This window comes from Cohnella lubricantis, assembly GCF_014212015.1.
GTDB lineage: Bacteria > Bacillota > Bacilli > Paenibacillales > Paenibacillaceae > Cohnella > Cohnella lubricantis.
This window is the reverse complement of record NZ_JACJVN010000025.1, coordinates 20,372-27,021: the sequence shown is the minus strand read 5'-3', so window position 1 is coordinate 27,021 and position 6,650 is coordinate 20,372. Positions and strand designations below refer to the sequence as shown.

General features: G+C 61.8%; 8 protein-coding genes. 1 reads left to right on the top strand and 7 read right to left on the bottom strand.

Annotated elements, in window-relative coordinates; translation table 11 throughout:
• A partial coding sequence (locus H4Q31_RS06670) for a magnesium chelatase subunit ChlI family protein (RefSeq protein WP_185178300.1) occupies positions 1 to 495 on the top strand: 495 nt, incomplete at its 5' end.
• Positions 496 to 587: 92 nt separating this feature from the next.
• On the opposite strand, the gene H4Q31_RS06665 is transcribed toward H4Q31_RS06670, so the two are convergent.
• From H4Q31_RS06665 to rplS, 7 genes are all read right to left on the bottom strand, one after another.
• Positions 588 to 1,007 carry a YraN family protein gene (locus H4Q31_RS06665; RefSeq protein ID WP_245347191.1) on the bottom strand — a complete coding sequence of 140 codons (420 nt, stop codon included), beginning with the start codon at positions 1,005 to 1,007 and terminating at the stop codon, positions 588 to 590.
• A gap of 142 nt (positions 1,008 to 1,149) precedes the next feature.
• A complete protein-coding gene (locus tag H4Q31_RS06660; RefSeq protein WP_185178299.1) occupies positions 1,150 to 1,479 on the bottom strand; it encodes an EscU/YscU/HrcU family type III secretion system export apparatus switch protein in 330 nt (109 codons plus the stop codon).
• The gene (locus H4Q31_RS06655) at positions 1,476 to 3,338 is read right to left on the bottom strand and encodes a TP0910 N-terminal domain-containing protein (protein WP_185178298.1); all 1,863 of its coding nucleotides are present in this window, start codon (positions 3,336 to 3,338) and stop codon (positions 1,476 to 1,478) included. Before H4Q31_RS06655 ends, H4Q31_RS06660 begins: the two co-directional genes overlap by 4 nt.
• A gap of 192 nt (positions 3,339 to 3,530) precedes the next feature.
• Complete coding sequence (gene rnhB / locus H4Q31_RS06650) at positions 3,531 to 4,301, bottom strand: ribonuclease HII (RefSeq protein WP_311771696.1); 771 nt, start codon at positions 4,299 to 4,301, stop codon at positions 3,531 to 3,533.
• A gap of 190 nt (positions 4,302 to 4,491) precedes the next feature.
• Positions 4,492 to 5,358 (bottom strand): ribosome biogenesis GTPase YlqF, encoded by an 867-nt coding sequence (gene ylqF, locus H4Q31_RS06645; RefSeq protein ID WP_185178297.1) that lies wholly within the window; start codon positions 5,356 to 5,358, stop codon positions 4,492 to 4,494.
• A gap of 5 nt (positions 5,359 to 5,363) precedes the next feature.
• On the bottom strand, positions 5,364 to 5,957 hold the full coding sequence (lepB, locus tag H4Q31_RS06640; RefSeq protein ID WP_245347203.1) for a signal peptidase I: 594 nt from the start codon (positions 5,955 to 5,957) through the stop codon (positions 5,364 to 5,366).
• Between the two features lie 272 nt (positions 5,958 to 6,229).
• On the bottom strand, positions 6,230 to 6,571 hold the full coding sequence (rplS, locus tag H4Q31_RS06635) for a 50S ribosomal protein L19 (RefSeq protein ID WP_185178295.1): 342 nt from the start codon (positions 6,569 to 6,571) through the stop codon (positions 6,230 to 6,232).
• Positions 6,572 to 6,650: the final 79 nt, after the last annotated feature.

Below are 6,650 nucleotides of genomic sequence, written 5' to 3'. Positions count from 1 at the left end.
GGTTTCACGAACCGCTGTCCTTGCGGGTATTACGGAGCCGAGACCGAGGATCGTCCTTGCACGTGCTCCTCCTTAGCGGTCTCGCGTTACCGCGCCCGCATGTCGGGGCCGCTCGCCGACCGGATCGATCTGCAGGTGGAGATGCCCCGGCAGTCGGCGCCGGGCTCTGCCGGCAGCGGCATGAGCTCGGCCGAAGCTAAGGCGCTGGTCGCGGAAGCGAGCGAACGGCAGCGGTTCCGCTACCGGGACAGCGGCATCCGCTGGAACAGCGAGCTGTCCGGGCGGCGGCTGGCGGAGCATGCGAAGCTGGCGCCCGCCGCGGAAGCGCTGCTCGCCAGCGCTTATGCGCGGCTGGGCTTAAGCTTCCGTGCGCATGACCGCATCCTGAAGCTGGCGCGCACGATCGCCGACCTGTCCGGCAGCGACGGCGTCGGCGAGGAGCACGTCGCGGAGGCGGTGCAATACCGCTGCTTGGATACGGCTGTGCCGGTGTAAAGAAGAAGGAGATGTTCAAGAAATCGAACATTTCCTTTACTTTGATTGATTGGCCATGCAGGTCATCCAGTAACCTTCTTGTCACAGAACGCTCAGAACGCGCCTTCCAGATGGCGCAGCTCGCTGATCTCGCCATTCCCATCAAAGGTGACGGCGATCACATCGAAACGGATTGGGCGGCCGTCAATCTTCTTCATCGCTAGATAGTACTGAGCGACGTTGCGGACTTGCGCCTGCTTGCGGGGCGTGACGGCTTCCACTGCCGTGCCGAACCGCGAAGGGTTGCGCCGGGAGCGCACTTCGACGAAGACGAGAGCGCCGCTATCGCTTGCGATGAGATCAATCTCGCCCGCTCGGCAGCGCCAGTTGCGATCGATAATACGGTAACCGCAGGCGGCTAAATGCCGTGCGGCCGCTTCCTCGGCTTCCCGTCCGGTCGCTCTGCGGCGATCCGCCGGCCTCCCGGCGGGGCGTATACTCTTTTTCGAATCGTCCATATGGTTATTCTCCATTCCAACAGCCTCCCCGAGAGTCGCAGCAGCACGCCTATCCTAATAGAGTATAGCTCCGACATCCAGCGCAATAGAAGCCGACAGCGGCAGATCTCAGCTCGCGCTTCTCCCGTATCCCATCGACCAAGCTATCCGCCGCCGCTTAAGGCTGCAGCCCGCCGTCTCCCTGCTTCAAGCCAGCCCGGCGGTCGGCGCGGTAGACGAAGCTGAGTATCTCCGCGACCAGCCGATAGAGCTCTGGCGGAATCTCCTGCTCCAAATCAAGCTTCGAAAGCACCTCTACCAGCGAAGCATCCTCCTGCAGAGGCACGCCATTCTCCTTCGCTCTGCGAACGATCTCGTCAGCGAGACAGCCTTGTCCCTTCGCCACGATAACCGGAGCCGCAGAGGCTTCCGGATTATACTTTAACGCCACCGCTTTGCGCGGCGGCTTGGCGCCCGCGGCAGGGGATTCGCGTTCCTTCGCATTCATGCCCGGTAATCCACCCCTCTGTAGGGCTTGGCCGCATAGGCGTCTGCCGCAATGCGCCCGCTAGAGGGCTGCACCTCGCCGATCTCGCTTGTCTCCGTTTGAACCGGTATCGGAAACGGAACCGTCTTAAGCGAGAGCAACTGGAAGCCAGCCGCACGCAATCCGGCAGCCGCTTCATTCCTAGCCGCTTCCATCACTTCCGCCACCCAAGGCCGATCGTTCATCAGCTTGAGCGACACGACTTTGTCGACGACTTGCACGTCTACGACCGTATCCCCCAAATGGCTCATCCGCAAATCAAACAGCAGCCGGCAGTTGCCCGTATCCCATTCGCCTCTCCGCCCTTTGCGCGTCTGGACGTGAATCGTCGCTGTCGTGTCGCCGTCCGGTCCTCGTACCGGGACGAACAGCGTCATGTGGCTCATCGGCGCTTGATTCTGCTTGTCGGAAGCGAGCAGCAGCTGCTGTCCCGTTATTTGCTGCGCCATTGCCTGTGCCGCTTCCCGCAGCTGCGGGGGGACGTTCTCGCTCGATGCGAGCGTCAGCAGCGCGCTCTTGAGCGACTCGCCCGTCCTAGCCAAGTTGTGTCCATCGTCTGCCGCGGCATCGGCCGTCCCATCCTGTCTTGAGAAGCTATCACCGGTCGAAAATATAGCCGCCTGACGCTCATGCTCGACGCCGAGCCACTGCAGGAAGCGCCCGATCCAAGGCTTGTCCGCCCGCGCAGCCTCTGCGCCGGAAGCGCCGGTTCCGGCGGCATACGCTTGTGCCGATGCCTCTCGCGATCCTGCTTCGCCAGCGTCAGCATCAGTTCCAGCCTTCGCGGTGGCTCCCGCGCCAACGCTCCGTGCTGCGGCGGCATCAAGACCGTCCTTACCCGCCGCCGCTTTGCTGGCGAGCAGCGGCGCTTGACCAGCCGATGCCTGCGCTGCATTCGCTGCCGTCGGCAAAGCGCCAGCCTGTCCGGCCGCGGAGTGCTGGCGGTCAGCCGCTTGCTCCGGCTCGGCGGACCCAATCGTCCCGCCCGCGCCGCCTGCCGCGAGTCCCGCTTGCGCAACCGCGCCGCCTGCGAGCCCGCCGCTTGCCGCGGCCGATGCCGCCTGCGGCGCGCGCCCGGGCTCGGCGAGCAGATCCTCGCCGCCTGCAGCCAGCAGCTCGCTCCCTTGCGCGAGCAGCTGCGACACTCGCACCGCTGCCGCTGAGGCACCTCCCTGCGCCATAGCAGCAGTTCCTCCCCGCGCCGCGGCAGCCTCACCGCCTTGCTGCCCCAAGAAGTCCGCCAGCAGCTTCTGCAGCGCTTCGAGCTGCTCATGAACCGGCGGCCCGTACAGCGCTTGCCTTAGCGACGCAATCGTCGTCTCCGTCGGCGCCAGGCCGCGCCGGAACGCAACCCCCGCCGCGTTCATCCACTCTTGCGTATCAATGCCGCTCGGCCGCATATCCGCCGCCCGCTTGAACCAGCCCGCCGTCTCGCGATCCAGCGGATAGCCGTCCCGCTTCAGCCCCTGCAGCAGCTCGAAGCTCCACTTCTGGCCAGGCAGCCCGAACGACTTGGCCGCATCTGGGAGCGCTTCGCCCTCCGGCAGCTCCGACGCATCGGCGAGCGGCTTCAGCACGATCTGGCTGCCCGTCGATTGCTGCTGCACTTGCAGAAGCGTGCTTCTGCCGACCTGGAGATCGGCGGCCAACTGGGCTCTGACCTGAACGCCATTGATCTGCAGCAGCGACTCGCCGCCTTCCATCACCTGCAGCAGCACGCCGCGCACGATCTGTCCGATCCGCAGCTCGAGCGCGCGCGAATCGGAGGGCTGGGCGTCTCCCATCAGCGCCTTCATGATCGCGCCTATATTCATGCTCATGCCGCCGCCTCCCTGTCACGATTGCCATTCGAGATTCCGCATTCCACGATTGTCGAACACGTTGCTCGTTCTGCGTTCAACAATTCAACGTTTCCAAGCTTCGCAACCCACAATCCCCATCATCGATACTATCAATTCTTATCTATTACTCTATGTATCGGCTATTCTCCGTCCAACGTGCATAGCGATACGTCAGAACAATTGCTGCTGCTCCGCCAGAATTCCATCCAGGAACGACATCCGGTGCAGCGGCGTCGGCCCCATGCGCAGCAGCCCTTCGCGGTGCGCCTTTGTACCGTAGCCTTTGTTCGCCGCGATATCGTAGCCCGGATACATCGCCTCCCACACGTCCCGGCACAGCCTGTCGCGCGTCACTTTGGCAATGATCGAAGCGGCTCCGATCGATTGGCTCCGCGCGTCTCCCTTAATGATCGGCGTCTGCGGGAGCTCCAAGCTCACCGTCTCCGCATCGATCAGCAGATGCTCGGGACGCACCGACAGCGTCTCGACCGCCGTCTTCATTGCGAGCCGGGACGCCTGTCGAATGTTGATCCGGTCAACCGTCGCCGCATCAACCCTGGCCACCGACCAAGCAACCGCATGCTCCAGAATGACGTCGTACAGACGCTCGCGCTTCTTCTCGCTCAGCTGCTTGGAATCGTTGATCTCGCCCAACACCAGACCCGGCGGGAACACGACGGCTGCCGCCACGACGTCCCCGAACAAGCAGCCGCGCCCGACCTCATCGATACCGGCAACCGCGGTCAGCCCTTGCGCCCACAGCTCCTTCTCGAAGATCAGCCGGTCGACCGCAGCCGCCTCTTCGCTCGCTTCTTCCGCTGCATTCGCGGCTCGACCGTTCTTCTTCGACCGGCTGCGCTTGCTCTCTTGCGCGGCCTCATCAGCCTTGTTGCGTTCTGCCTCTTCCATCTCTCTCCGCCTCTCCGCCGAGCGCCTGCCCATCACGGCAGAGCTCCTAAGCTGTCTTCTTCATTCTCCGACAAGTCCGCTCATGCGGCAACCCATAATCGCACAATCTCGCTAGATATCGATCTTGCCATTCCTATACAAACAGCAAATCCGCCGCAAAGACGGATCGTTCCCGATCGTCCTGCGCCGGATTCATCTTGGCTTGCTATCCTTAACACCACGCCTAAATAACGGGCGCTTCGAGCGAGATGCGCCCAAGCTTGCCTGAGCGAAGATCGCGCAGCAGCACGCCGGCGGCCTTCTCATAATCAACGTGTCCTCCACCCGCCAGACAGCCTCGGCGGCGGCCAATCTCCTCGAGCACGCTTGCGGCTGAAGCAATGTCCGGCAATTCGGCCGGCAAGTCCGCCAATCCGTACCGCTCCTCCAGCGTGCCGCGATACTCTGCCGCCAGCCATTGCAGCAAGCTGCAGGCGACTTCGTCGATATGCAGCACTTCTTCCTTGATCGCTCCCGTCGCCGCCAGCTTGAATCCGACCTCGGGATCCTCGAACTTCGGCCATAGAATGCCCGGCGTGTCGAGCAGCTCCAGATCCCCGCCCGTGCGGATCCACTGCTGGCCCTTCGTCACGCCTGGCCGATCGCCAGTGATCGTCGCGCTGCGCCCGGCCAGCCTGTTGATCAGCGTCGACTTGCCGACGTTCGGAATGCCGACGATGAGCGCCCTCGCGGGGCGCGGCTTCATGCCTTTGGCAATCTGCCGCTCGATCTTCTCGCGCAGCAGCAGCTTCACCCGCCCGGAGATCTCCTTCACGCCCATACCGGTGTTCGCGTCGATGGCCAGAATCTCACGCCCGAAGGAGCGGAACCAATCGATCCACTTGGCATTCATCTCCGCATCGGCCAGATCGGCTTTGTTCAGCAATATAAGCCGCGGCTTCGCGCCGACGATCTCGTCGATCATCGGATTCCGGCTTGCGAGAGGAACCCGGGCGTCGATAAGCTCGAACACGACATCGATCAGCTTCAGCTTGTCCTCAATCTGGCGCTTGGCCCGCGTCATATGACCCGGGAACCATTGAATCGTCATGGCGCTTAATATCCTTTGCCAATATATTTAATATCCTTCAACGGCCAGAAAATCAACTCGGCGCGGCCAACGACCCGATCCATCGGTATGTATCCGATCATGCGGCTGTCCTTGCTGTTGTCGCGATGGTCGCCCATCACGAACAGCGTTCCGTCTGGCACGGTGCCGTCCGGGAATTCCGCGTTCGGGAAGTCCAGGTTGTTGTATTCTCTGCCCTCGGCATGAGCTTTCGCGATCGCATCTTGCAGATATGGCTCTTCAAGCGGTTCGCCGTTCACGTACACGGTATCTCCTTGCACTTTGACCGTATCGCCCGGCACCGCGATGACGCGCTTAATGAAGTCCCGCTGCTCGTCCGGAACGTGGAAGACAATCACTTCGCCCCGATGCGGTTCGCGGAAATCGTACAGCACTTTGTTGACAATAATACGTTCCCGGTTAAGGAAATTCGGCTCCATCGACTCTCCGTCCACGATAAACGGGGAGACCAGAAGCCAGCGAATCACGAATACGAGTATGCCCGCGATTACCAGCGCTTTGATCCACTCCGTCAATTCATTGCGAGCCTTCTTGGCAGAGGTTGGCTTCCTTGGTCCCATGCCGCCTGGAGCCGCTGCCTCTTCCGAGGAAGACGAATTGCCGAACTCGCCGGCAGAAGAGCCGGACGCGATCCCCGTGTGCCGCGCCGAATTGTCCGCTTGCGAGGATTCATCCGGGTTAGCAGTCTCTCCGTTCCAGTCGCGCGATTGTTCCATATCGATTCGCCTCTTTTCTGCTCAAAATACGCTCCGTCTCCGGACGATCGCCGGCGATCTCCCGAGAAAAATACAAAAAGAGGGACTTGAACACCGCAAGCCCCCCCTTTGACTGCTTATCGAATTTCTTTGATACGAGCTGCCTTGCCGCGCAGACCGCGCAGGTAGTACAGCTTCGCACGACGGACTTTGCCGCGGCGCGCCACTTCGATCTTCTCGAGGCGGGGCGAATGAACCGGGAAAGTACGCTCGACGCCAACGCCGTACGAAATTTTGCGAACCGTGAACGTTTCGCTGATTCCGCCGCCGCGACGCTTGATCACAACGCCTTCGAACAACTGAACGCGCTCACGGGAACCCTCCACGACCTTCACGTGTACTTTCAACGTGTCGCCGGGACGGAAGCTCGGAACGTCCTTGCGAAGTTGTTCTTGCGTAATCGCTTGGATCAAATTCATCTGAGTTTTCACTCCTCTCATCACAGACGTTCGTACCCCGCTCCGCGAATCCCTTGATTCGCCTCATGGCGTGCAGAGG

Bases quoted from the DNA above. Each gene is read 5' to 3' on its own strand.
- ylqF (WP_185178297.1), bottom strand. From the start codon at position 5,358: ATGACGATTCAATGGTTCCCGGGTCATATGACGCGGGCCAAGCGCCAG.
- lepB (WP_245347203.1), bottom strand. From the start codon at position 5,957: ATGGGACCAAGGAAGCCAACCTCTGCCAAGAAGGCTCGCAATGAATTG.
- rnhB (WP_311771696.1), bottom strand. From the start codon at position 4,301: ATGGGCAGGCGCTCGGCGGAGAGGCGGAGAGAGATGGAAGAGGCAGAA.
- rplS (WP_185178295.1), bottom strand. From the start codon at position 6,571: ATGAATTTGATCCAAGCGATTACGCAAGAACAACTTCGCAAGGACGTT.
- H4Q31_RS06660 (WP_185178299.1), bottom strand. From the start codon at position 1,479: ATGAATGCGAAGGAACGCGAATCCCCTGCCGCGGGCGCCAAGCCGCCG.
- H4Q31_RS06665 (WP_245347191.1), bottom strand. From the start codon at position 1,007: ATGGAGAATAACCATATGGACGATTCGAAAAAGAGTATACGCCCCGCC.
- H4Q31_RS06655 (WP_185178298.1), bottom strand. From the start codon at position 3,338: ATGAGCATGAATATAGGCGCGATCATGAAGGCGCTGATGGGAGACGCC.